Origin of the sequence: Streptomyces sp. NPDC004732 (assembly GCF_040609235.1) — a bacterium.
Taxonomy (GTDB): Bacteria; Actinomycetota; Actinomycetes; order Streptomycetales; family Streptomycetaceae; genus Streptomyces.
Window position 1 is genome coordinate 141,244 of the sequence record NZ_JBEXJR010000015.1, and the last position, 24,757, is coordinate 166,000.

Annotated in this window: 18 protein-coding genes and 1 tRNA gene; 1 reads left to right on the forward strand and 18 read right to left on the reverse strand. The window is 71.6% G+C overall.

All coding sequences use genetic code 11. The features are described from left to right. Window positions 1–20: 20 nt before the first annotated feature. The 11 genes from ABZV77_RS35605 to bldG all read right to left on the reverse strand — a co-directional run bounded on the left by ABZV77_RS35605 (window position 21) and on the right by bldG (window position 16,690). Window positions 21–97 (reverse strand) — tRNA-Thr (locus tag ABZV77_RS35605). Window positions 98–181: 84 nt separating this feature from the next. Beyond that, window positions 182–1,780: an alpha/beta hydrolase gene (locus tag ABZV77_RS35610; RefSeq protein ID WP_356266293.1), complete on the reverse strand. Its 1,599-nt coding sequence runs from the start codon at window positions 1,778–1,780 to the stop codon at window positions 182–184. Window positions 1,781–1,942: 162 nt separating this feature from the next. Then, window positions 1,943–3,148, reverse strand: a complete 1,206-nt coding sequence (locus ABZV77_RS35615) for a DNA polymerase III subunit delta' (RefSeq protein WP_356266295.1) — start codon at window positions 3,146–3,148, stop codon at window positions 1,943–1,945. Between the two features lie 106 nt (window positions 3,149–3,254). After that, a complete protein-coding gene (gene tmk, locus ABZV77_RS35620) occupies window positions 3,255–6,458 on the reverse strand; it encodes a dTMP kinase (protein ID WP_356266297.1) in 3,204 nt (1,067 codons plus the stop codon). 181 nt (window positions 6,459–6,639) lie between these two features. Then, window positions 6,640–9,456 carry a type I DNA topoisomerase gene (gene topA, locus ABZV77_RS35625; RefSeq protein WP_356266299.1) on the reverse strand — a complete coding sequence of 939 codons (2,817 nt, stop codon included), beginning with the start codon at window positions 9,454–9,456 and terminating at the stop codon, window positions 6,640–6,642. A 442-nt stretch (window positions 9,457–9,898) separates the two neighbouring features. Further along, window positions 9,899–10,096, reverse strand: a complete 198-nt coding sequence (locus ABZV77_RS35630) for a hypothetical protein (protein WP_055567456.1) — start codon at window positions 10,094–10,096, stop codon at window positions 9,899–9,901. A gap of 218 nt (window positions 10,097–10,314) precedes the next feature. Further along, window positions 10,315–11,829, reverse strand: coding sequence for a class I SAM-dependent methyltransferase (locus ABZV77_RS35635; RefSeq protein WP_356266301.1), 1,515 nt, complete (start codon window positions 11,827–11,829; stop codon window positions 10,315–10,317). 178 nt (window positions 11,830–12,007) lie between these two features. Next, window positions 12,008–12,592, reverse strand: coding sequence for a small secreted protein (locus ABZV77_RS35640; RefSeq protein WP_356266303.1), 585 nt, complete (start codon window positions 12,590–12,592; stop codon window positions 12,008–12,010). 262 nt (window positions 12,593–12,854) lie between these two features. Then, the gene (locus ABZV77_RS35645) at window positions 12,855–15,257 is read right to left on the reverse strand and encodes a sodium-translocating pyrophosphatase (protein WP_356266305.1); all 2,403 of its coding nucleotides are present in this window, start codon (window positions 15,255–15,257) and stop codon (window positions 12,855–12,857) included. Window positions 15,258–15,717: 460 nt separating this feature from the next. Further along, on the reverse strand, window positions 15,718–16,158 hold the full coding sequence (locus ABZV77_RS35650) for an ATP-binding protein (RefSeq protein ID WP_356266309.1): 441 nt from the start codon (window positions 16,156–16,158) through the stop codon (window positions 15,718–15,720). Between the two features lie 190 nt (window positions 16,159–16,348). After that, entirely contained in the window at window positions 16,349–16,690 is a 342-nt protein-coding gene (bldG, locus tag ABZV77_RS35655; RefSeq protein WP_003975386.1) for an anti-sigma factor antagonist BldG, read from the reverse strand. Between the two features lie 80 nt (window positions 16,691–16,770). Here bldG and ABZV77_RS35660 point away from each other — a divergent pair, with 80 nt between their 5' ends. Next, window positions 16,771–19,227 (forward strand): DEAD/DEAH box helicase, encoded by a 2,457-nt coding sequence (locus ABZV77_RS35660; protein ID WP_356266311.1) that lies wholly within the window; start codon window positions 16,771–16,773, stop codon window positions 19,225–19,227. A 283-nt stretch (window positions 19,228–19,510) separates the two neighbouring features. Here ABZV77_RS35660 and ABZV77_RS35665 read toward each other — a convergent pair whose 3' ends face one another. Genes ABZV77_RS35665 through ssd form a run of 7 tightly spaced genes read right to left on the reverse strand, consistent with a single transcriptional unit; the run spans window position 19,511 to window position 24,572 of the window. After that, window positions 19,511–19,972, reverse strand: coding sequence for an Rv3654c family TadE-like protein (locus ABZV77_RS35665; RefSeq protein WP_356266313.1), 462 nt, complete (start codon window positions 19,970–19,972; stop codon window positions 19,511–19,513). Next, window positions 19,969–20,376, reverse strand: a complete 408-nt coding sequence (locus ABZV77_RS35670; RefSeq protein WP_356266315.1) for a TadE family type IV pilus minor pilin — start codon at window positions 20,374–20,376, stop codon at window positions 19,969–19,971. Before ABZV77_RS35670 ends, ABZV77_RS35665 begins: the two co-directional genes overlap by 4 nt. Next, on the reverse strand, window positions 20,363–20,572 hold the full coding sequence (locus ABZV77_RS35675; protein WP_356266317.1) for a DUF4244 domain-containing protein: 210 nt from the start codon (window positions 20,570–20,572) through the stop codon (window positions 20,363–20,365). Before ABZV77_RS35675 ends, ABZV77_RS35670 begins: the two co-directional genes overlap by 14 nt. Window positions 20,573–20,630: 58 nt before the next feature. Further along, complete coding sequence (locus ABZV77_RS35680; protein ID WP_356266319.1) at window positions 20,631–21,425, reverse strand: type II secretion system F family protein; 795 nt, start codon at window positions 21,423–21,425, stop codon at window positions 20,631–20,633. After that, window positions 21,422–22,288, reverse strand: coding sequence for a type II secretion system F family protein (locus tag ABZV77_RS35685; RefSeq protein ID WP_356266321.1), 867 nt, complete (start codon window positions 22,286–22,288; stop codon window positions 21,422–21,424). The genes ABZV77_RS35680 and ABZV77_RS35685 overlap by 4 nt, the downstream gene beginning before the upstream one ends. Continuing rightward, window positions 22,288–23,463 (reverse strand): TadA family conjugal transfer-associated ATPase, encoded by a 1,176-nt coding sequence (locus ABZV77_RS35690; protein WP_356266323.1) that lies wholly within the window; start codon window positions 23,461–23,463, stop codon window positions 22,288–22,290. The genes ABZV77_RS35685 and ABZV77_RS35690 overlap by 1 nt, the downstream gene beginning before the upstream one ends. Further along, entirely contained in the window at window positions 23,460–24,572 is a 1,113-nt protein-coding gene (ssd, locus tag ABZV77_RS35695) for a septum site-determining protein Ssd (RefSeq protein ID WP_356266325.1), read from the reverse strand. The genes ABZV77_RS35690 and ssd overlap by 4 nt, the downstream gene beginning before the upstream one ends. Window positions 24,573–24,757 lie beyond the last annotated feature (185 nt).

The following is a 24,757-nucleotide window of genomic DNA, read 5'->3' on the forward strand; positions in this document are numbered from 1 at the left end:
TGTCTGAGCCGGGTTTGCAGTGGAGCCGCCTTCGGGATTCGAACCCGAGACCTACGCATTACGAGTGCGTTGCTCTGGCCATCTGAGCTAAGGCGGCGCGCCGTGCGCACCATGGTGCGATCAGCAACGCGGCCAAGTCTACACAGTTTTCGGGGGTGCTCCGTACACCCCCTTCGAACGCCTATGAGCAGCGCTTTCCGTCCTTCGGGACCGTGCCCTTCAGGAGGTACGCGTTGATCGTGGAGTCGATGCACTCGCTGCCGCGGCCGTACGCCGTGTGGCCGTCGCCCTCGTAGGTGAGGAGGCGGCCGGAAGAGAGCTGGGAGGCCAGGGCCTTCGCCCAGGGGTAGGGGGTGGCCGGGTCGCGGGTCGTGCCTGCGACCAGGATCGGTGCCGCGCCCTTCGCCTCGATGCGGTGCGGCTTCCCCGTGGCCCGCACCGGCCAGTACGCGCAGTTCAGCGAGGACCAGGCGAGGCCTTCGCCGAAGACCGGGGAGGCCTCCTTGAACGCGGCGACGCCCTTTTCGACCTCGGCCGGGGTGGCGAAGGCGGGCGGCAGGTCGAGGCAGTTCACGGCCGCGTTGGCGAACATGAGGTTCGCGTACTTTCCGTCGCCGTCCCGCTCGTAGTAGCCGTCGGAGAGGGCGAGCAGGCCCGCGCCGTCCTTGTTCTTCATCGCCGAGGTGAGCGCGTCGCGCAGCTGGGGCCAGCCCGCCTCGTCGTACATCGCGGCGATCACGCCCGTCGTGGCGAGCGCCTCGCCGAGCCGCCTGCCGCCGCTGGCGCCGATGGGCAGCGGCTGCCGGTCCAGGCCGCCGAAGAAGGCCTTGAGGCGCTTGCCCGCGTCCTCGGGGCTCTCGTCGCCCAGGGGGCAGTCCCCGCCGCGCGCCACGCAGTCCTTCGCGAAGGACCGGAACGCCGTCTCGAAGCCCGCGGTCTGGTCGCGGTTCATGCGGCGCGCGGGCAGCGACGGGTCCATCGCCCCGTCCAGGACGAGGCGGCCCACGCGCGCCGGGTACAGCTCCGCGTACGTCGCGCCGAGGAAGGTCCCGTACGAGGCGCCGACGTACGACAGCTTGTCGTCGCCGAGCACCGCCCGCAGGACGTCCATGTCGCGGGCCGCCTCGATCGTGGAGACGTGGGGCAGGACCTTCGCCGACCGCTCCTTGCAGCCGGTTGCGAACGTCTGGAAGGAGGTGCGCAGGTCGTCGGTCTCGCGCCGGTCGTCGGGGGTGACGTCGGTCTGCGTGTACGCGTCCATCTGCTTGCCGTCGAGGCAGGTCACGGGCTCGCTGCGGGCCACGCCGCGCGGGTCGACGGCCACCATGTCGTAGTGGGCGCGGACCTCCGCGGGGTAGCCGAGGGCCGCGTACGACTGGAGGTAGCCGACCGCCGAGCCGCCGGGGCCGCCCGGGTTGACCAGGAGCGAGCCGAGCCGCCCCTTCTTCTTGGTGGCCTGCTTGCGGGAGACCGCCAGCTTGATGTCGCCCGCCGCGGGCTTCGCGTAGTCGAGCGGGACCTTCATCGAGGCGCACTCGAACCCGGGCGCACCGCAGTCGCGCCAGCTCAGCTTCTGCCCGTAGTACGGGGCGAGCTCCGCGGGCGTCGAGCGGGAGAGCGCGGCCGGCGAGGCGTCCGCCGGTGAACTCCCCGACGAACAGCCGGAGATGAGCAGCCCGGCGGTCACGAGCAGGATGCCGCACGTACGGAGAGGGAGATGACGGGTGCGGCGGGTGCGACGGCTGCGACGGCCTCGGCGGCCGCGACTGCTGATGTCCATCACGCGAGAGTAACCCTCCGCGAGCGAGTGATCACTCAACGCGCTCGTAAGAGTGAACTCGTCAACCCATGGCCAGAGCCCGGATGTTCAGAGCCCGGATGTTCAGAGCCCGGATGTTCAGAGCCCGGATGTTCAGAGCCCGGGCGTTCAGAGCCCGGACGTTCACCCCGCCCGCAGCGCCACCGTCATCGCCTCGACCGCGAGCAGCGGCGCCACATTGCGGTCGAGGGCGGTACGGCAGGCGCTGATGGCCTCGATGCGGCGGAGCGTGGCCTCGGGCGAGGCGCCCAGGGCCAGGCGCTGCAGCATGTCCTGCACCTCGGTGTTGGCGATGGCCACCTGCGAGCCGAGCTGCAGGGCGAGCACGTCTCTGTAGAGCGCGGTCAGGTCGGTGAGCGCGAGGTCGAGGCTGTCGCGCTGCGTACGGGTCCTGCGCCGCTTCTGCTTGTCCTCGAGCTCCTTCATCGCACCGGCCGTGCCGCGCGGCATCCGACCGCCCTGGCCCCCGCCGAGCGCCGCCTTGAGCTCCTCGGTCTCCTTGACGTCGACCTCCTCGGCGACCTGCTTCGCGTCCTCGGTCGCCGTGTCGATGAGCTCCTGGGCGGCCTTCAGACAGCCGCCGATCTCCGCCACCCGCATCGGCAGCTTCAGGACGGCGGCCCTGCGCTCACGCGCGCGCGGGTCGGTCGCGAGCCGCCGGGCGCGGTCGATGTGCCCCTGTGTGGCGCGCGCCGCGGCCGCCGCGACGTCCGGCTCGATGCCGTCCCTGCGGATGAGCACGTCGGCGACCGCGGCCACGGGAGGCGTACGCAGCGTCAGGTGCCGACAGCGGGAGCGGATGGTCGGCAGCACGTCCTCCAGGGAAGGCGCGCAGAGCAGCCACACCGTGCGGGGTGCGGGTTCCTCGACGGCCTTCAGGAGCACGTTCCCCGCGCCCTCGGTGAGGCGGTCGGCGTCCTCCATGACGATGACCTGCCACCGCCCGACGGCGGGCGAGAGCTGTGCGCGCCTGACGAGTTCGCGGGTCTCCTTCACGCCGATGGAGAGCATGTCCGTGCGCACCACTTCCACGTCGGCGTGGGTGCCGATGAGGCTGGTGTGGCAGCCGTCGCAGAAGCCGCAGCCGGGGGCGCCGCCGAGCGCGCGGTCCGGGCTCGTGCACTGCAGGGCGGCGGCGAAGGCGCGGGCGGCGGTGGCCCGGCCGGAGCCGGGCGGGCCCGTGAACAGCCAGGCGTGCGTCATCTTCGACGACTCCGGAGGCGGCGTGCCCGTGGCGGCCGCGGTCACCAGCGCGTCGGCGTCCCGAGCGGCGGCGCCCAGCTGCTCGCTCACCCGCTCCTGCCCCACCAGGTCGTCCCACACGCTCATGGGGTCACCGCCTTACGCTGCGCTCTGCTGTTCTGCCGGACTGCCCATTGTGAAGGACGCCTCTGACAATCCGGCCCGGCCGCGGTGTTCAGCGACCTGAGCAACCTCAGCGCCCGCGTCGGCCGCGACGACCCCGCCCGCCGCCTTCGTCGTTCCTGTCGTCCCTGTCGTTCTCGTCCTCGTGCGACCCGAGCAGTTCGTCGGCCAGCGACGGCAGGTCGTCGAGCGGCGTCTCCTCGGCCCAGTCGGAGGGGGACCGCCGGGGCACTCCCTGCTCGTCGACCTGGGGCAGCTCGCGGGTCCTGTCGTTGCCGCCGTCGGACGGGGGCGCGGGCCGCTCGTCCCGGAAGTAGCCCGGCGGAACCTTGTCCTGCCCCACGGCAGGCAGCACGGCCGTCTCGTCCGTGGCGCCTTCCGGAGCGGGCGGCTGCGGCAGCACCGCGGTCTCCTCCGCGCCGGGCCCCTCGGCACCGACGGCCGGGAGCACGGCCGTCTCGTCGGCCGCTCCGGAGGGGAGCTTCACCACGGGCGTGGGCACGGTGGTCTCGTTGTCGGGCACGGGCGGCGCGGCAGGCGCCTTGTCCTCAGGAGCCTGGGCCTGCTGCTCGGGGGCCGCCGTCTGCTGCTCCGCAGCCGGTGTCTTCCGCTCAGGAGCAAGGGCCTTCCGTGCAGGAGCCGGAGCCTTCCGCTCGGGAGCCGGAACCGGATTCGATACCGCCGTGGCCGCCGCCGCAGAAGCCGCCGCGAGCCGTCGCGCCTCCTCGGCCCGCAGCAGCGCCTCCTCGGCCTTCCGCTGCTTCTCGAGCCGACGCTCCTCCGCCTCGGCGCGCAGCCGCGCCTCTTCCTCGGCCTCCCGGCGGCGCCGCGCCTCCTCGGCCGCCCGCACCTTCTCCTCGGCGAGCAGCCGCGCCTTCTCCTCCTCGGCCTTGCGCCGTGCCTCCTCGGCACGCTTCCTGGCCTCCTCGGCCTGGCGCTCGGCCTCGCGGCGCTGGGCCTCCTCCAGCTCGCGCTGCTTGCGCTCCTCCTCCTCGGCACGGAGCTTGGCGAGCTGCTCCTGGCGCTCGCGCTCCAGACGCTCCTCCTCGGCCTTGCGCGCGGCCTCTTCCTCGGCCTTGCGCCGCGCCTCCTCCTCGGCGGCCTTGCGGGCCTCCTCCTGCGCCTTCACCTCGGCCTCGGAGAGCGGGAGCACCAGGTCGAGCCGGTGCCGGATGACGGTCGTGACCGCCTCGGGCTCCTGGGCGGCGTCGACGATCAGGTACCGCCCCGGGTCGGCGGCGGCGAGCGTGAGGAAACCGGACCGCACGCGCGCGTGGAACTCGGCGGGCTCCGACTCCAGTCGGTCGGGCGCCTCCGTGAACCGCTCGCGGGCGGCCTCGGGCGACACGTCGAGCAGGCACGTCAGGTTCGGTACGAGGCCGCCGGTCGCCCAGCGGTTGATGCGGGCGACCTCGGTCGGCGACAGGTCACGTCCTGCGCCCTGGTAGGCGACGGACGAGTCGATGTAGCGGTCGGAGATGACCACGGCGCCGCGTTCGAGGGCGGGGCGCACGACGGTGTCGACGTGCTCCGCGCGGTCGGCGGCGTACAGGAGTGCTTCGGAGCGGTGCGAGAGACCGGCCGACGAGACGTCGAGGAGGATCGACCGCAGCCGCTTGCCGACGGGCGTCGCCCCCGGCTCGCGCGTGACGACGACCTCGTGTCCCTTGGCGCGGATCCACTCGGCGAGCGCCTCGGCCTGCGTCGACTTGCCTGCGCCGTCGCCGCCCTCCAGGGCGATGAAGAAGCCGGTGGCGCAGGCGGACTGCACCGGGTCGTCGCCGCCGCGCAGCGCGTCCAGCAGGTCGTTCCGGAGCGGGACGCCCTGTCGGTCGTCGGCCTTGGCCAGGACGAGCGCGGCCACCGGCAGGAGCAGGGCGCCGACCAGCATGAGCGTGAACGCGGCGCCGCCGTGGTCGAAGACGAACTTGCCGTTGACCATGCGGTGCGGCCCGATCGCGGCGGCGACCACCGGGGCCACCAGCGCGCCGAGCGCGAGGGAGAGACGTACGACCGCGTGGAGGTGCTCCGTGGTGCGGGCCCTGCGGTAGTCCTCGACCTCCTGGTCGAGCAGCGCGTGGCCGATGTTCGCGGCGACGCCCGCGCAGACCCCGGCGAGGGCCAGGAGCAGCAGCACCGTCGTCACGTCGGGCACGAGGCCCGCGGCGAGCAGTGCGATGCCGGTGAGGGCGATGGCGATGGCGAGCAGCCTGCGGCGCGAGAGTGTGGGCAGCAGGGACGGCGCGGTGCGGATGCCGATGGCGGTGCCGCCGGTCAGCGCGAGGACGATCAGGCCGTACGTGACGGGTCCGCCGCCCAGGTCCTTGGCGTGCAGCACGGCGACGGCGACGGCGGCCGCGACGGCCCCCGCGACGGCGGCGCAGGCCGCGACGAACAGCGGGATCGCGCCGGTGCGGCCCTTGTCGGTGCCGGTGCCGGTACGCGGCCTGCGCAGCCCCTCGAGCGGGCTGCGCGCGCGGGGCGTCTGCGTACCGGGAAGTTCGAGGAAGTAGACGATCGACAGCGCAGCGGCGAAGAGCCCGGCCGCCACGAAGGAGGCGAGCCCGGCCTGGTGCAGCTCGAACCAGTCGAGGCCCGCGCCCAGGAGGTTGCCGATGAGGGTGATGCCGACGAGGGTCGCGGCCGCGATGGGCAGCGCCAGGAATCCCGTACGCAGGGACAGGCGCCGCAGTGCGTCCATGTGGTCCGGCAGCGGCCGTACCGTCGCGCCCTCCAGGGGCGGTGCGGGCAGCAGCGCGGGCGCCGCGCTCTCCTTGGCGACCGTCCAGAAGCGTTCGGCGACGCCGATGACGAACGACGTCACCAGGATCACCGCGAGGGCGTTGTCCGGGGTCCAGTCGATCCACAGCGGGGCGACGACGAGCAGCGCGGCCCGCACTCCGTCGGCGCCGATCATGGTCCAGCGCCGGTCGAGCGGGCCGTCCGGAGAGGTGAGCGAGGTGAGCGGGCCCAGCAGCACCGCTCCGAAGAGCAGCGTCGCGAGAACGCGTGCTCCGAAGACGGCGGTCACGGCGAAGGCGACGCCGCGGTAGCCGCCGCCGAAGGCGCCTTCGGCGATGGCCGACTGGAGCGCGAGAATCACCAGGACGAGCAGCGCGAGCGCGTCGCCGACACTGTCGACGAGCTGGGCGCTCCACAGCCTCTTCAGCTGGGGTACGCGCAGCAAGGCGCGGACGGCACGCTCTCGGGAATCTGCGACCAGGGCGTCGTCGGGGGCCGGGTTTCCGGCCGTTGGCTGCTCGGCACGCGTCATCCGTCCAGCCTATCTGGACGGACCCGCTCCCCGCGGAGCCACCCGAACAAACGACCGTCAGGTCCCGTGACGGGCGAGATGCGCGGAATCCACTGTGCCGGGCGCCCAAATCAGGACACCCGGCACGGGAACATCACTCTTCAGAAGCGCCACTTCTCTGAAGGGTCACTTCTCTGAAGGGTCACTCCTCCGAAGCAGCACCCTTGGAAGCGGCCGTCTTCTTGGCGGCAGTCTTCTTTGCGGTGGTCTTCTTCGCGGCAGTGGTCTTCTTGGCCGCCGTCTTCTTGGCGGCGGTCTTCTTGGCAGGCGCCTTCTTGGCGGGTGCCTTCTTCGCCGTCTTCTTGGCCGGGCCCTTGGCCCGCTTCTCCGCGAGGAGCTCGTAACCCCGCTCCGGGGTGATGTCCTCGACGGAGTCGGCCGCCCGCAGCGTCGCGTTCGTCTCGCCGTCCGTGACGTACGCCCCGAAGCGGCCGTCCTTCACGACGACCGGCTTCTTGCTGACCGGGTCCTCGCCGAGCTCCTTCAGGGGCGGCTTGGCGGCGGCGCGGCCACGCTGCTTCGGCTTGGAGTAGATCTCCAGGGCCTCGTCCAGCGTGATGGTGAAGAGCTGCTCCTCGGCGTCGATGGAGCGCGAGTCGGTGCCCTTCTTGAGATACGGCCCGTACCGCCCGTTCTGCGCGGTGATCTCGACGCCTTCCGCGTCGGCACCGACCACGCGCGGCAGGGACATCAGCTTGAGGGCGTCCTCAAGGGTGACCGTGTCGAGCGACATGGACTTGAAGAGGGAGGCCGTGCGCGGCTTGACCGCGTTCTTGCCGGTCTTCGGGGTGCCCTCGGGGAGCACCTCGGTGACGTACGGGCCGTAGCGGCCGTCCTTGGCGACGATCTGGTTGCCGCTGTGCGGGTCCGCGCCGAGCTCGAAGTCGCCGCTCGGCTTGGCGAGCAGCTCCTCCGCGTACTCGACGGTCAGCTCGTCGGGCGCCAGGTCGTCGGGGACGTCGGCGCGCTGGTGGTTCTCGGAGTCCCGCTCGCCGCGCTCGATGTAGGGGCCGTAGCGGCCGACGCGCAGCACGACGTCGTTGCCGACCGGGAAGGACGACACCTCGCGGGCGTCGATCGCACCGAGGTCGGTGACGAGCTCCTTGAGTCCGCCGAGGTGGTCGCCGTCGCCGTTGCCCGCGTCGGCGGCGCCGCCGGAGCCCTCGCCCTCGCCGAAGTAGAAGCGCCGCAGCCACGGCACCGCCTGGGCCTCGCCCCGCGCGATGCGGTCGAGGTCGTCCTCCATCTTGGCGGTGAAGTCGTAGTCGACGAGGCGCCCGAAGTGCTTCTCGAGCAGGTTGACGACGGCGAAGCTCAGGAAGGAGGGCACGAGTGCCGTCCCCTTCTTGAAGACGTAGCCGCGGTCGAGGATCGTGCCGAGGATCGACGCGTACGTCGACGGGCGGCCGATCTCGCGCTCTTCGAGCTCCTTGACGAGGCTGGCCTCGGTGTAGCGGGCCGGGGGCTTCGTCGCGTGGCCGTCGACCGAGATCTCCTCGGCGGAGAGCGCGTCGCCCTCGTTGACCTGCGGGAGCCTGCGCTCGCGGTCGTCCAGCTCGGCGTTCGGGTCGTCGGCGCCCTCGACGTACGCCTTGAGGAAGCCGTGGAAGGTGATGGTCTTGCCGGACGCGCTGAACTCGGCGTCGCGGCCGTCGGCGGCGCGGCCACCGATCTTGACCGTGACGGAGTTGCCCGTCGCGTCCTTCATCTGGGAGGCGACGGTCCGCTTCCAGATCAGTTCGTAGAGCCGGAACTGGTCACCGGTCAGGCCGGTCTCGGCGGGCGTGCGGAAACGATCCCCTGACGGGCGGATCGCCTCGTGCGCCTCCTGCGCGTTCTTGACCTTCCCGGCGTACGTGCGCGGCTTGTCCGGCAGGTAGTCGCTGCCGTAGAGCTGCGTGACCTGCGCACGGGCGGCGGTGACCGCCGTGTCCGACAGGGTCGTGGAGTCCGTACGCATATAGGTGATGAAGCCGTTCTCGTACAGCTTCTGGGCCACCTGCATGGTGGCCTTCGCGCCGAAGCCCAGCTTGCGCGAGGCCTCCTGCTGCATCGTCGTCGTACGGAACGGGGCGTACGGCGAGCGGCGGTAGGGCTTGGACTCGACGGAGCGTACGGAGAAGGCCGTGTCCTGGAGGGCGGCGGCCAGCGCGCGGGCGTTCGCCTCGTCCAGGTGGAGCGTGTCGGATTTGAGCTGTCCGACGGAGTTGAAGTCGCGGCCCTGTGCGACGCGCTTGCCGTCGACCGTGGTGAGGCGGGCGACGAGCTGCGAGGGGTCGGAGGCGTCACCGGCGCGGCCGGTGCCGAAGGTGCCGGTCAGGTCCCAGTACTCGGCGGAGCGGAAGGCGATGCGCTCGCGCTCGCGCTCGACGACGAGGCGGGTGGCCACGGACTGCACACGGCCTGCCGACAGGCGCGGCATGACCTTCTTCCACAGGACCGGCGAGACCTCGTAGCCGTAGAGACGGTCGAGGATGCGGCGGGTCTCCTGCGCGTCGACCATGCGCTTGTTGAGCTCGCGCGGGTTGGCGACGGCGCTGCGGATCGCGTCCTTGGTGATCTCGTGGAAGACCATCCGGTGGACGGGGACCTTGGGCTTCAGTACCTCGAGGAGGTGCCACGCGATGGCTTCGCCCTCGCGGTCCTCATCGGTGGCGAGGAAGAGTTCGTCGGACTCCTTGAGGAGGTCCTTGAGCTTCTTGACCTGCGACTTCTTGTCGGCGTTGACGACGTAGATCGGTTCGAAGTCGTTGTCGACGTCCACGCCGAGGCGGCGCACCTCGCCGGTGTACTTGTCGGGCACCTCCGCGGCGCCGTTGGGAAGGTCACGGATGTGCCCGACGCTGGCCTCGACTACGTAGCCGGGGCCGAGGTAGCTCTTGATCGTCTTCGCCTTGGCAGGCGACTCGACGATGACGAGTCGGCGGCCGCCCTGTGCGGTCTCGCTGGTCGGGGACAACTTCGCTCTTCTCTCCGGTCGACGCTCGGTGGCAGTGCGCGGCAGCAGTGCATCGGTCGCACTGCCGCGTGGCACCGCCCAGTCGCATTGCACGGTGGCAATGCTCGTGGCTGTGCGGTGACAGTGCCCGCATGGCTTGCGTTGCGCTGTCGCTGCGGAGTGTGACGGTACATCCCGCCCCCGTGTCAAACGGGAAAAGCCCGCAACGGCCACTCGAACGGTAACCCGACTACCGCCATTCCTGCCGCCCGGAGTGGCGACCCGCTGTTTCGCCGCCCTGCGTGGCCGGGGCCCGCGCGCCACCTGTGCGATCACTGGGAAGCGGGTGGCCGCAGGGCCTCGGAGAGGGGGTCCGCCCTGCCTGGGCGCGGGTGTCCCGCGGCCGTGCCACGCGTGTCCGATCAACCGGAAGCAAATGCTCCGCCGTGTCGCCCGAGCCGTCTCACAGCCGCGTGAAGCACCACACTCCGAGCAGCAGCGCGCCCGATCCCGCGAGCGTCGCGAACGTCGCCGATGCGATGGGGTTCACACCCTGGGCGACCGGCGAGCGGTGCGCGACACGCGCACCGGTCCACATCAGCAGTCCGGCGCCGAACAGTGCGAACACCGTTCCGGCGAAGATCGCTGGTCCGCTCTCCATGGTCTTGCCTCCCCGTGCCGAGTTGCCCTGCCGGGAGGCTGACACGCACGGGAATCGGGAGTACGAAATCGGGATGAACGGCGGGCGGCCCGCCCGCGTCGCATCCGAAATGCCCGGTGCGGGCGGGAAGTTGGCCGATTCTCCCTCTTCGATCGGCCTTCGATCGGGCTTCGATCGCGCTTCGATCGCGCTTCGATCGGGCGCGATGCGCAGAGCGGTTACGTCCCCGCAGGAAGCAGAAAGCCCTGCTGCACGAGGAGCCTGATCTGCGCGGGCGTCCGGTCCCGCAACAACACCGGGTCCTCCCCGACCAGTTGCGCGATGGCGTCCAGGATCCGTCCGGCGCTCAGCGAGCCATCACAGACACCAGCGAACCCGGCGCCCACCGTGTCCACCTTGGTGGCCCGCCGCATCCCGCGGTGCTGGCGCAGCACGACGTGCTCCGGGTCCTCGGCGCCCGGCAGCCCGACCTGCTCCTGCACGACCTCGTCGGCGAGCTTGAAGTGCGCGGCGAGCAGCGCGGCGTCGTCGTGCGCACGCAGGTACTCCTGCCGCTCGAAGAACTCCCGCACCGTGTCGCCGAGCGGCTGCTCGACGGGGTGCGGCCACTCCTCGACGGTGACGGAAGGCTCGGCGGCGGCCGTCTTCCTGAGCGTGATCCAGCCGAATCCGACGGCCCGCGTGCCCCGCGCCTCGAACTCGTCCAGCCATGCGTCGTACCGCGCGGCGTACTCCGCGGAGTCCGTGCGGTGGTCCCCCGCGTCCCGCAGCCACAGCTCGGCGTACTGCGTGATGTCCTGCACCTCGCGCTGCACGATCCAGGCGTCGCAGTCGCGCGGCACCCAGGACCGCAGCCGGTCCTGCCACTCCTCGCCCTCCACGTGCTGCCAGTTGGCCAGGAAGTGCGCGTAACCCCCTTCGTTCAACCGCTCCCCCGCCTCCTGAACGATCGACCGGCACAGATCGTCCCCGCCCATGCCGCCGTCCCGGTACGTGAGGCGGGCCCCCGGCGAGATCACGAAGGGCGGATTGGACACGATCAGGTCGTACGTCTCGTCCGCCACCGGTTCGAAGAGCGAGCCCTCCCGCAGGTCCGCCTCCGGGGCGCCGGACAGGGCCAGGGTGAGCCGGGTGAACCGCAGGGCACGGGGGTTGAGGTCGGTCGCGGTCACGCGCGTGGCGTGCTGCGCGGCGTGCAGGGCCTGGATGCCGGAGCCGGTGCCCAGGTCGAGGGCGCTCGCGACGGGCCCGCGCACCGTGATGCCCGCCAAGGTGGTGGACGCGCCGCCCACCCCGAGGACGACGCCTTCCTCGTGCTTGCCGATGCCGCCCGCGCCGCCGACCGCGCAGCCCAGGTCGGAGACGATGAACCAGTCCTCACCACTCGGTCCGCCGTACGGGCGCACGTCCACCGTCGCCCACAGCTCGCCGTCCCGCTCAGCCAGCCAGTCGCTCTCCAGGAGTACGTCGACGGGCAGAACGTCCGCCACGCGCGCGTGGGGCACCGATTCCTGCAGCAGGAAGAGGCGTACTAGCGCCGGGAGGGCCCCGTCCCCGCGCGTGGCCCGCAGCGCGGGCACGGTCTCACTGCGTGCGAGCGCGGTGTAGGCGGGGGCGCCGAGCAGGTCGAGCAGCCCGTCGGCGGTGAAGTCGGCGGCGAGCAGCGCGTCGCGCAGGGCGGCGGCGGCATCGGCGCGGTCGGACGAGGGCAGGGGAAGGCTGGCGTTACTCACCCCTCCATTGTGGCCCGCCGGGCACGCCGATGCCCTCGGCACCGCCTGGGTGCCGAGGGCATCGGGAGCATCGGAGCATCGGGAACGTGCGGCCGAAGGAGTCGGCTCGCAGTCGCCCCGGAGTGAGCTCGGGATCAGCCCGGGATCAGCCCGGGGTCAGCTCGGGATCAGCCCGGGATCAGCTCTTGGCGGAGGGCGTGGCGGACGCGCTCTTGCAGCTGTCCTGCTTGCGCATCGCCTTGCCGACCTCCCCCTCCTGGAGCTTCTCCAGCGCCTCGCTGCCGCTCTTGCTCAGCTTGTCCAGGTCGCCCGCGACGTCCTTGAGGCCGTCGGCGAAGTCCGCCTGGTTCTTGGTGTCCAGGCCGTCGACCTGCTTCTTCAGGTCGCCGTACGACTTGGAGATGGCGTTCAGTTCCTTGACGGCGTCGTCCGTCTTCTTCTTGCCGTCGTCGACCGGGGGCGCGCCCGCGTTCTTCACGGCGTCGCCCATCGACTTGTAGGCGTCGGACATGTCCTGGAACGCCTTGGAGTCGGTCTTCTGGACGTCGGCCGGCGCGCTGTTGTCAGAGGTCTCCTTCTGGATCGCGGTGTTGGCGTCCGCGATCTTCTTCGACTGCGGCTGCACCGAGTCACAGACCTTCTTGGCCCAGTCGTCCAGCTTCTTGTTGCCGTCGTCACTGCACCCAGACAAAGCGAGTACCAGTACCGCACCGCCGGACAGTGCGGCTGCAAGCTTCTTGTTCACCGGATTGGTCCCTTCCATGGCTCTCGGCCCCGGAACTTACACGCCAACTGGGCTACATCCGCATGCCGGGGGCCTGGTACATCCCCTATTGCAGCCATTTGCACCAAGCGGCGTAAGGGTGAGGAGCGCGAGATAAGGCTCACGGCTCGCCCCGCACGCGCCGACGGGCGGACGGCGCATCAAAAAGCGCCGCCCGCCCGCGTGTTGGGCAGAGCCCGACTCGGAGTAACCGAATCACCGGGTCAACCGGTCACCCGGCCACCCGGTCATCGGGGGCCGGTCACGAGACCACCGCCGGGTCGGCCGGTTTGGCCACCCGCTCGGAGTTGCCCTCGTCCCCGACGGCGATGCCGCGCCGCTTGGAGACGTAGACCGCGCCGATGATGACCGCCATGGAGAGCGCCGCGATCAGCACCCGCATTCCGACACTGGCGTCGTCCCCATAGCTGAACTTGACGACCGCGGGCGCAATGAGCAGCGCCACCAGGTTCATCACCTTCAGCAGGGGGTTGATCGCGGGACCCGCGGTGTCCTTGAACGGGTCGCCGACCGTGTCACCGATGACGGTCGCGGCATGCGCCTCGCTGCCCTTGCCGCCGTGGTGCCCGTCCTCGACGAGCTTCTTGGCGTTGTCCCAGGCACCACCGGAGTTGGCGAGGAAGACCGCCATGAGCGTGCCCGTGCCGATCGCGCCCGCCAGGAACGAGCCGAGCGCGCCGACGCCGAGCGAGAAGCCGACCGCGATCGGCGTGAGCACGGCGAGCAGACCCGGTGTGGCCAGCTCGCGCAGCGCGTCCTTGGTGCAGATGTCGACGACGCGTCCGTACTCCGGTTCCTCGCTGTAGTCCATGATCCCGGGGTGCTCGCGGAACTGCCGCCGCACCTCGTAGACCACGGCGCCCGCCGACCGCGACACCGCGTTGATCGCAAGCCCCGAGAAGAGGAAGACGACCGCGGCGCCGAGGATCAGGCCCACCAGGTTGTTGGGCTGCGAGATGTCCATCACGAGATTCATCGGGGCGCCGTCGCCCATCTTCTCGCCGACGTCCTTGGCCGCGGTCGCGATGGCGTCGCGATACGACCCGAAGAGCGCCGACGCCGCGAGGACCGCGGTCGCGATGGCGATGCCCTTGGTGATGGCCTTGGTGGTGTTGCCGACGGCGTCCAGGTCGGTGAGCACCTGCGCGCCCGCGCCCTCGACGTCACCGGACATCTCGGCGATGCCCTGCGCGTTGTCGGAGACGGGACCGAAGGTGTCCATGGCGACGATGACGCCGACCGTGGTGAGCAGGCCGGTACCGGCGAGCGCCACCGCGAAGAGGGCGAGCATGATCGACGTGCCGCCGAGCAGGAACGCCCCGTACACGCCGAGCCCGATCAGCAGCGCGGTGTAGACGGCCGATTCCAGACCGATGGAGATACCGGCGAGGACGACGGTGGCCGGGCCGGTGAGCGAGGTCTTGCCGATGTCCCGCACGGGACGCCGGTTGGTCTCGGTGAAGTAGCCGGTGAGCTGCTGGATCAGCGCGGCCATCACGATGCCGATGGCTACGGCGACGAGCGCGAGGATCCGCGGATCGCCGTCGTGGCCCTTGATCGCCGCGTCCGTGACACCGTCCAGGTCGGCGTACGTGGACGGCAGGTAGACGAAGACCGCCACGGCCACGAGGGCGAGCGAGATGACCGCGGAGATGAAGAATCCGCGGTTGATGGCGCTCATCCCGCTGCGGTCGGAGCGCCGGGGCGCCACCGCGAAGATGCCGATCATCGCCGTCACGACGCCGATGGCCGGAACGAGCAGCGGGAAGGCGAGCCCGGAGTCACCGAACGCCACCTTGCCGAGGATCAGCGCGGCGACGAGCGTCACGGCATACGACTCGAAGAGGTCGGCGGCCATACCGGCGCAGTCGCCGACGTTGTCGCCCACGTTGTCGGCGATGGTCGCGGCATTGCGCGGATCGTCCTCCGGAATGCCCTGCTCGACCTTGCCGACCAGGTCGGCGCCGACGTCGGCGGCCTTGGTGAAGATGCCGCCGCCGACACGCATGAACATCGCGATCAGCGCGGCGCCGAGGCCGAAGCCTTCGAGCACCTTCGGCGCGTCGGCCGCGTAGACGAGCACCACACAGGAGGCGCCCAGAAGACCGAGCCCCACCGTGAACATGCCGACGACGCCGCCCGTGCGGAAAGCGATCTTCATGGCCTTGTGCGAGACATCGGTGAGATCCTTTTCGGGTTCACCTTCTGCCGGAGTGGCCTCTCGGGCGGCGGCTGCGACGCGCACATTGCTGCGTACGGCGAGCCACATACCGATATAGCCGGTGGTCGCCGAGAACGCCGCTCCGATCAAGAAGAAGATCGATCTTCCGGCGCGCTGATTCCAGTCGTCCGCGGGCAGCAGCATGAGCAGGAAGAACACCACGACGGCGAATGCGCCGAGAGTGCGCATCTGCCGACCCAGATAGGCATTCGCGCCTTCCTGGACCGCTGCCGCGATCTTCTTCATGCTGTCGGTGCCCTCGCCTGCCGCGAGTACTTGTCGTACGAGCACACCTGCGACGACGAGCGCCGCGAGCGCGACGGCCGCGATCACCATCACGATGAGACGGTTGTCGTCTGTCAGGACTGCGGCTGCGAAGGTTGAGGGATGGTCAAACTGATGAGGGGTAGAAAGCCCCGCCATTCGTCCTCCTTGACGCTGGGGCTGAGCTCAAGATGTGGACGGATTGTAGGGAGCGGAACCTGATCAAAACAGAGCGCCACAAACGGAATTGACCTGAGATTGCTTCCCAGCAAATGATCGCGCGCAGGGATTGGCCCCGAAAGCGGTAATGCCTCAAAACCGTTGACGGCAGATCGTCGATCTAGGTCCATAAATGATCAGAAAAAGAAAAGGCCCAGTTCACCGCGGTGGTGACGGGGCCTGTCGGGGCGGCGGGGCGGGCAGCGCCGAAGGGCGTACGCCGGAGGGTGGGCCGGGACGGAACGGGACACGTCGGGGCCGGAGCCGCGGGGCGCGAAGTCGCGGAACGGGAAGTCCTGGAACGGGAAGCGGGACGCCACGGGACGGGGCGGGATGCCGCAGAGCGAGGTGCTGTGCGGCGGGAGCCGTGAGGCGGTGAGTCGTGGAGCGGGGCGGAGCTTCAGGGCACGAGGGGCGCCGGCGTCGTCGGCCAGCTCATGCGGATCAGGCCGCCGGCCTCGCCTGCCGTGACCTCCACGTCGTCCACGAGGCCGCTGATGACCGCGAGGCCCATCTCGTCCTCGCCCTCGGCCTCCGCCTCTTCACCGTCGTCGAGACGTGAGCCGGGCGCCCGGTCACCGGGCGCCACACGGGGGGCCTCGTCGCCGACCTCGATGGAGAACTGCTTCTCGTCCTCGATCAGCGCCACCCGCACCGGCGCCGTCACTCCGTTGCTCTGATGCAGCCCGACGGCGCGCGTGCAGGCCTCGCCGACCGCGAGCCTGACCTCGTCGAGAACGGCCTCGTCCACCCCGGCCCTGCGCGCCACCGCGGCCGCCACCAGACGGGCGGTCCTGACGTGCTCGGGCAGCGCGCTGAAGCGGAGCTCAACGGTGGCCATGCATCCCCCTCGACAAACGCACGTGCTGTCAGGGGGCCGGGCCGCAGGCCCGGTCCCCTGCTGTACTGCCGTCCCGGGCACGGAGCCCGGGAGGTCCGGCTGCCGGTCGGCCGACGCACGGCCGCCACCTGATCGGTGGCGACCCGGAGTCGGTGGCCGCTCAGTCGGTCGACATCCAGCCGTTGGCCACTCAGTCGGTGGCAGCGACCGCTTCCTCGACCGAGGTGTGAATGGGGAACACCTTGGTCAGGCCGGTGATACGGAAGATCTTGAGAATGCGCTCCTGGTTGCAGACCAGGCGCAGCGAGCCCTCATGGGCACGCACCCGCTTCAGGCCGCCGACCAGCACGCCGAGCCCGGTGGAGTCGAGGAAGTCCACGCCCTCCATGTCGACGACAAGATGAAAACTGCCGTCGTTCACCAGCTCGACCAACTGCTCGCGCAGCTTGGGCGCGGTATAAACATCGATTTCGCCACCGACCTCGACGACCGTACGATCGCCGACGGTACGGGTCGACAGGGACAGGTCCACGGATCCTCCAGCACCTTGCTATCGAGCGGTCATCCCTCGGGACACCTCGGCAGAGCCCCCAGGACGGATCGCCAGCCGCGATGGCATTCAATCACTTACCGGCAGGCGTGCACGACGCCTTCGGACCATTGTCCATCCCGCCAGTGACACACTCGGTGCCGATGGCCAAAATTTCTCCTCCCGGAGGACCCTCTTCGGGCGCCCCGGCACGCACGTCCCCGCGGACCGTTCTTGACCGGCTCACCGCGGGGCCGAGCCGTGCATCGCGCGTCACTCATACGGAGCACCTGCCCCCACGTGAGGCCCGGTATGCAGTCTGGCCCGACCGCATCCGATCCGAGGTCATATCCGCCGTCCAGGCCGCGGGCATCGAGCACCCCTGGGCCCATCAGGCGCTGGCCGCCGAGCACGCCCTGGACGGGGAGTCCGTGGTCGTCGCCACCGGCACCGCATCCGGCAAGTCCCTGGCCTACCTCACCCCGGTCCTCTCCGCCCTCCTGGACGGCTCAGAAGCGCCCAACGGCCGCGGCACCACCGCCCTGTACCTCGCCCCCACGAAGGCCCTCGCCGCCGACCAGCGCCGTGCCGTCCGCGAGCTCGCGGCCCCACTCGGCAACGCGGTGCGCCCCGCCGTCTACGACGGCGACACCCCCTTCGAGGAACGCGAGTGGGTCCGGCAGTACGCCAATTACGTCCTGACCAACCCCGACATGCTGCACCGCGGAATACTCCCCTCCCACCCGCGCTGGTCCTCCTTCCTGCGCTCCCTGCGCTACGTCGTCATCGACGAATGCCACACCTACCGCGGCGTTTTCGGCTCCCACGTCGCCCAGGTCCTGCGCCGCCTGCGCCGCCTCTGCGCCCGCTACGGCTCCGAGCCCGTCTTCCTCCTCGCCTCCGCCACCTGCGCCGATCCCGCGGCGTCCGCGGAGCGTCTCACCGGCCTCCCCGTGAAGGAGGTCGCCGACGACGCCTCACCCCGCGGCGACCTCGTCTTCGCCCTCTGGGAACCCCCGCTCACCGAACTCCACGGCGAGAAGGGCGCCCCGGTCCGCCGCACAGCCACCGCCGAGACCGCCGACCTCCTCACCGATCTCACCGTCCAAGGAGTCCGCTCGGTCGCCTTCGTACGCTCCCGGCGCGGCGCCGAACTGATCGCCGTGATCGCCCAGGAACGCCTCGCCGAGGTCGACCGCTCCCTCCCCCGCCGCGTCGCCGCCTATCGCGGCGGCTACCTCCCGGAGGAGCGCCGCGCCCTGGAGCGCGCCCTGCACTCCGGCGAACTCCTCGGCCTCGCCGCCACCACCGCCCTCGAACTCGGCGTGGACGTCTCGGGGTTGGACGCGGTCGTCATCGCCGGTTACCCGGGGACGCGGGCCTCGCTCTGGCAGCAGGCCGGACGGGCCGGGCGGTCGGCGCAGGGCGCGCTGGCCGTCCTCGTCGCCCGGGACGATCCGCTGGACACGTATCTCGTCCACCACCCCGAAGCGCTGTTCCAGCAGCCCGTCGAATCCACGGTCCTCGACCCCGACAACCCGTACGTCCTCGCGCCCCACCTCTGCGCCGCCGCCTCCGAACTTCCCTTGGTCGAGGAAGACTTGGCTCTTTTCGGGCCCGCCACCGAAGACCTCCTCCCTCAGCTGGAAGCCGCCAAGCTGCTCCGCCGCCGCACGAAGTCCTGGCACTGGACCCGCCGGGAGCGGGCCGCCGACCTCACCGACATCCGCGGCGAGGGCGGCAAGCCCGTCCAGATCGTCGAGGAGGGCACGGGCCGACTGCTCGGCACGGTCGACGCGTCCGCCGCGCACACGACCGTGCACGAAGGCGCGGTCCATCTCCACCAGGGGCTCACGTATCTCGTGCGCCAACTCGACCTGGAGGACTCGGTGGCCCTCGTCGAGGAGGCCTCGCCGCCCTACTCGACGACCGCGCGCGACACGACTGCGATCTCCATCCTGGAGACGGACACCGAGATTCCGTGGGGCGCGGGGCGGCTCTGCTACGGCTCCGTCGAAGTCACCAACCAAGTCGTCTCCTTCCTGCGTCGTCGAGTCATCACCGGCGAGGTCCTCGGCGAGACCAAGCTGGACCTCCCTCCTCGTACGCTCCGTACGCGCGCGGTGTGGTGGACGGTGACCGAGGACCAGCTCGACGCCGCGCGCATCAATCCCGAGATCCTCGGCGGTGCGCTGCACGCCGCCGAACACGCGTCCATCGGCATGCTTCCGCTCTTCGCCACGTGCGACCGGTGGGACATCGGCGGCGTCTCCGTGCCGCTGCACCCGGACACGCTCCTTCCCACGGTCTTCGTGTACGACGGCCACCCCGGCGGGGCGGGCTTCGCCGAGCGGGCCTTCCACACGGCTCGGGAGTGGCTGACGGCCACGCGCCAGGCGATCGCGTCCTGCGAGTGCGAGGCGGGATGCCCGTCATGCATCCAGTCCCCCAAGTGCGGCAATGGCAACGATCCCCTGCACAAGCGGGGGGCTGTGCGGCTCCTTTCGGTTTTGTTGCGGGATGCGGGGGTGGGGGCGTAGGTGGTGTCTGGCGGGGGTCTGCGCCTGCTGCGGTCCGGTGGTGCGGGGCCGCGGGGGTATGTACGTACTCGCTATCCCTACGCCACGCATGAAGACCTTCTAGCCGTCAGGGTGTGCTCGGTGCTCCGTGCGCACATACCCCCACGTCCCCTCCCGTCTCGTACGCGGCTGCGGCCCGGTGGGGGGCGACCTCGGGCCCCTACTCCCGCTGGACGTTGCGGGGCAAACGGGTGGGTGGGTGGGTGGGGAACATCCGCCGCGAAGCGGCGGGCTTGGTGGGCTCCTACCTCTGCCGGACGGCGCGGGGGCGCCCCGGTCGTGGGTGGGGCACATCCGCCGCGAAGCGGCGGGCTTGGGCTCCTACCTCTGCCGGACGGCGCAGAGCCACTCGTGACGTTGCCGGGCCCGCCCGCGCGCTGACCGTCGCGGTGAAGGGGCCCGCAGAGGACGCGGCCGTGACCTCGGAGAGCTCGCCCCGCACCGCGCACCGCAGGACCCGCGCCCCCTGCGCCTCAGCCACCCGCACAGCCCCCGCGCACGCCTCCGTGGAGCCCGTCGGCCATCGGTCCGCCGCCGCGAGTGCCGCCAGGTCCGCCGCGCCGCCCGCCCGGTGCCGGGCCACGACGACCTGAGTCATCGCCAGCACCGCGCCGCAGATCACGCCGAGTACGGCCATCGCGACGACCACCCACACCGTGGCGGCCCCCCGATCGCGGCCCGCACCTCGCCACCCGGCGGCTCTCATACGGCCACCCCCACCGTCTCCTCGGCCAGCGCCACCGCTTCGGACCGCAGGCGCAGGCCCAGGCCCAGCACCTCGGGGCCCGGCGCATCCGCCACCACCTCGACCCGCACCAGGTCGCCCTCGCGCCGCACGGACACGTGTGCCCCGCGCGGCGCTGCCTGCCGTGCCGCAGCCGCGGCCGCGTCGTCCGGGTCCTGTCGGGCCGCCGCCCGCGCACCGGCCCTGGCCGCGTCCACGCACTGGATCTGCGCGGACGCCGCCAGCAGCGTCCAGAGCAGCGCCATGGTGAAGAGCATTAGTGTTGGCAGCACCGCGGCCGCCTCCGCCGTCACGAAACCCCGGTCTGAGAAGGGGGTTTGGAGACCGGTGCGATGTCGCTTTCGCTCTGCCTCAGAACGGGACATCGAGTGCCTTCTCCACCAGCGCCTGCAGCGCCGCCTTGACCTGCCCGCTCGTCACCACCTTGTAGAGCAAGCCGGCGAAACCCACCGCCGCGATCAAGCCCATGGCGTACTCGGACGTGACCATCCCTGCATCCCGGTCCAGCGCACTCGCCCGTCGCCTCAGACCGCGCAGCCCTCGCATCATTCGCCCCCGCATTGCTACCTCCGTTGTTGGGTTCTTCTCGGTCCCGGCCCGTGCTCTGCCTTGCTCTTCGTCAGCCCGTGCTCAGCAAGCCCTCTGCCAGACCCATCACCACCGGCAGCACCCCGACCGCCACGAACGCCGGTAGGAAGCACAGACCCACCGGGGCCGTCATCAGGACCGCTGCTCGGCGTGCTCCGGCCGTCGCCGCTCTGGCGCGCTCCGCCCTCGCGTCCGCGGCCAGGCGGGCCACCGGGTCCGCGGTCGGCGCGCCGGAGTCCCCCGCGCGCTCCAGGAGGCGGGCCAGGGGTGCGGCGCCTTGGATCGCGCCCAACTGGCGCCATGCGTATGAGCATTCGCCGCCCAGGCGTACCTCTGCCGCCCCGTGTGACAGGCGCGCGCCGATCGGGCCCCGCAAGGACTCCCCTACCGCCTGGGCCGCCGCCATGGGGCTCGCCCCGGATGCGATGCAGGCCGCCAGGAGATCTGCCGCCAGGGGGAGTTGGCTTGCCGCTTCTCGTGCTGACTCGTTCGTGGGCTCCTGGCTTTGCGGGGTCGCGTGCTTCCGGTGGAAGTGGCGCCAGGTCAGGTATCCGACGGCCGCCGCTGTCAGCGCGCCGAGCAGGCCGGTGAGCAGTGCGTAGGTGGCGCTCGCCGTGCCGGATGCCAGGAGCCAGTCCCGTTTGCCCCCGAGGCGGTTCGGCCATGGTTTTCTGGGGTGGTGTGCTGGGGGCCTTGTCGTGGGCAGGGCGCTTTCTGCGCGCTGTCGCTGTGCTCTTTCCCTTCGGGCTGCCAGCGCCGTCAGTGCCAGCCAGAGCAGGGCCGCCGATACCCACACGATCACCCCCAGCCTGTGGACAACGTTCATCGCTCCTCCGCCCCGCGCATGATGCGCAGCGCCCACCACGCCCCGACGCCCTCCAGGACTCCGCCCGCCGCGAGGCATGTCAGTCCCGGGCCGGTGTGGAGCAGCACGCGCAGCGGGTCCGCGCCCAGCGCGCCGCCCATCAGCAGGCCCAGCAAGGGGAGGGCCGCCAGCATCACGGCGGTCGACCGGGCGCCTGCCAACTGGGCTCTCAGGTCGGCGCGTTGGTCCCGCTCGGAGCGCAGTGCGCCCTCCAGTCGCTCCAGGCCCGCGGCCAGGCCCGCGCCTCGGTCCACCGCGACGCGCCAGCACGCCGCCAGCCCCCGCAAGCCCTCAGCACCCGGCTCTTGGGCCGCCGCCCGCAGCGCCTCCGGCACGTCTCCTCCGAACCGCGCCGCCGCCAGCACCGCGCTCCGGGCGGTTCCGGGGCCGACACCTGCGTCGACGGGCTCGCGGAGAGTCAGTCGCAGCGCCTCCCCGGGCTGACGTCCCGCCCGCACCTCACCCGCGAGCTCCCCGCACAGTGCGATCACCGCGTCGCCACGCCGCTCCCGGTCCCCGCGCGCCTCCCGGGCCCGCCGCACCCGCGCCGCCAACGGCACCCCGGCCGCGCCCACGACGAGCGGCACCACGGACTCCCCCAGCAGCGCCACCGCCAACCCGGCCACCAGGCACCACCATTCAGGGCGCAACCGGCCGTGGATCGCTTCGATCAGCCTGTGCCAGGGCGAGGCTCGGGGCGGCTGGTGTGTGTGAGGTGCGAAGAGCTTTTGTGAGCGGTGGGCTTCGTGGTTCCGTCGGGCCATCAGCCAGGCTGCGCTTCCGGCACACATCGCCGTCCCCGCTGTCCATAGGGCGGTGGTCATCATCGGTCCTCGCCCCCGTCTCCGGACGTGAGCAGGGTGTTCAGGTGGTTCCAGCCCTGCTCCTGGGTGAAGGCCCGCTCGCCCCATCTCAGCGCCGGTACCGTCACCACCAGGCCTGAGGCGGCTCGCTCCAGGACGTGCACCTCCGCCATGCGGCGGCGGCCCGTCCGGTCGCGTACGAGATGGATCACCACCGACAAGGCGGCCGCCAACTGGCTGTGCAGGGCTGCCCGGTCGAGACCCGCGGTCGTGCCCAGGGCCTCCAGGCGGGCGGGCACGTCCCCTGCGGCGTTGGCATGGACCGTGCCGCAGCCTCCCTCGTGTCCCGTGTTCAGCGCGGCCAGCAGGTGCACCACCTCCGCGCCCCGCACCTCGCCCACGACCAGGCGGTCCGGACGCATCCGCAGGGCCTGGCGCACCAGGTCGTCCAGGCCGACCAGGCCAGCCCCCTCCTGGTTCGCGGGCCTGGACTCCAGACGCACCACGTGCGGGTGCTCGGGCTTCAGCTCCGCGGAGTCCTCGGCCAGCACGATCCGCTCCCTCGGGCCCACCAGGCCCAGCAGCGCGCTCAGCAGCGTCGTCTTTCCGGTGCCGGTGCCGCCGCTGATCAGGAAGGACAGGCGGGCGTCGAGCAGGGCCCGCAGGATCCGATCACCGCCGGGCGGGATGGTGCCCGCCTCGACCAGCTCCGCGAGGGTGAAGGCCCTGGGGCGCACGACCCGCAGGGAGAGGCAGGTCGAGCCGACCGCCACCGGCGGCAGGACCGCATGCAGGCGGGTGCCGTCCGGGAGGCGTGCGTCCACCCAGGGTCGCGCGTCGTCGAGGCGGCGGCCCGCCACGGCCGCGAGGCGCTGCGCGAGCCGACGCAGCGCGGCCGCGTCCGGGAACGTGATGCCCGTGAGCTCCAGGCCGCCGCCCCGGTCCACCCAGACCCGGTCGGGCGCGGAGACCAGCACGTCGGTCACGGAGGCATCCGCGAGCAGCGGCTCCAGAGGGCCCGCCCCGACCAACTCGGAGCGCAGCTGTGCCGCCGCGCCGAGGATCTCGGTGTCACCGAGCACCCGGCCCTGGGCCCGCAGCGCTTCGGCGACCCGGGCGGGGGTCGGCTCCGTGCCGCTCTCCGCGAGCCACTGCCGCACTCCGTCCAGCATCCGGGCCCCGACCACCGCGCTCATACGCCCCCTCCCACGGCGTCGGCCGGCAGGCGGCTCCAGAACGCGGTGCAGAACCGTGCGAGCGGCCCGCGTGCGGCGCCCCCCGGCGGCGATCCCGCGGCCTGCGCCGCCGCAAGCCCCGGCTCCCAGGGCACTTCACCGGCCAGCGGCAGTCCGAGCAGTCCCCCGACCTCCTCGGGGTCGAGCCCGCCGGGTGCCGGACCCCGCGCCGCGACGACCCGCAGGTCCCGCAGCGCCATGCCCGCAGCCGAGGCCACGCGGCGTGCCCCCGCGACCGCCCGCAGCTCCGCGGGCACCACGAGGAGCCCCAGGTCCACTTGGGCCAGCGCCTCGGCGACCGCCTCGTCCACCCGGCGGGGCAGGTCGACGACCACCGCGCCGCCGCGCCTGCGGGCCGCCGCGACGACCGCCCGCACCGCTTCGGGGGCGACCGCGACCGCCTCTCCCCGGTCCCAGCTCAGGATCCGCAGCGCATGGACGTGTGGCAGCGACTCCTCGAGCGCGCCTCCGCCGACCCTGCCCCGCGAAGCGGCGAAGGCAGGCCAGCGGAGCCCTTCGGTGCTCTCGGCGCCGAGGAGGATGTCGAGGCCGCCGCCCAGCGGGTCCGCGTCGACGAGCATCGTGCGCCGCCCCTCCCTGGCCGCCGTGACGGCGAGGGCGCAGGCCAGGGTGGAGGCCCCGGCGCCGCCGCGGCCGCCGATGACCCCGACGGTGAGCGCGGGGCGGCCCACGCCCTCGGCCACATCGGCGATGCGGTCCACGAGCCACTGCTCGCCGTCCGGCAGGACCAGCACGTGATCGGCGCCGATCTCCACCGCCCGCTGCCAGACACCGGGATCGTCCTGATCCCGCCCCACCAGCACGACTCCGCGCCGCCGCACGGCTCCGCGCACCCGGTCCGCCGCGTCGTCCCCGACCAGGACGAGCGGGGCGGTGTCCCAGCTCCTCCTGCGCTCGGGCCCTCCGTGGTGCACCTCGGGCAGCGCTCCCGCCGCGGCGCACAGCCGCAGCAGGTCATCCAGCAGCTCCACGTCCTCCGTGACGATCAGCGGTCCGCCCTGCCGCCCCTCGGCCTGCGCGGCCACGTCACTCGAAATGACTCCGCCCACGATCCCCGTCCCCCTCTTGGCACATGACTCCTGTGAATGCCGCGCTCGTCATCCGCGAAGAACCGGCAAAGCAATCCGGCCATGAACTTCGCGAGTGGAACGGGCGGAATCAGCGTGCGGCGGCGCCGGAAAACATGTGGATCTTGGTCAATAACTGTGGACAAGACGGCGCCTGTGAATATCTC